Source organism: Vibrio sp. YT-19(2023), from assembly GCF_033337395.1.
The window spans coordinates 1-605 of record NZ_JAWOQN010000743.1; the positions used below are offsets into that span (position 1 = coordinate 1).

Here is a 605-nt window from a genome sequence, read left to right on the forward strand (position 1 = left end):
TGCACCGATGGTTTTGTATTTCGGGTATAACACTACTTCTCTTTCCCTCGCCATTGAGCCAATTGCTGATTTACGTTGTCCAATTTTTCCGACATCGCCCGCCTCAATTCATGGGAAAACTCTGCCAATAACGCTTGGTAGTGCGTCATGCCAACTTCGGAGTCTTTATCCATGGTCGACAGCTTTTGCGCAATTTCGGTTACTTGCGCTTTACTCAGTGGCAATTCAAACAGTTGTTTTTCAATGGCTTGTAGCGAACGTTGTTTCTCTGGTTTTCCGTCGGCTAGTCGATTCAATTTAATGAGCGAGAGCCAAGCATCTTGAAGCTCCGGTAAGCGCTTGGTGATCGCGGTATCAAAAATCAAGTTGATTAACGCTTCACGTGGCATTACCTGTTCTAGGGCGAGAACGGGATTTTCTCCACCGTATCGAGCCGTATCATCAAGCGCTGTTTTGGAGAAGGTGCTGCTTTCCATCTGCTCTTGTACTTCTTTCGAAAGCAAATGAGCAATAAAGGACTCTGCCAACTTATCACTCTTGCCCCGATTGATTTGCGCAATATAGGTAGGCATCAGCGTAAAGTCTTGATCATAAGCAAAGCCAAC

Annotated in this window: 1 pseudogene; it reads right to left on the reverse strand. The window is 45.6% G+C overall.

The window, feature by feature from the left end:
- Window positions 1-32: 32 nt before the first annotated feature.
- Window positions 33-605: pseudogene (locus R7E78_RS28225) on the reverse strand (ABC transporter substrate-binding protein); the annotation flags it as partial.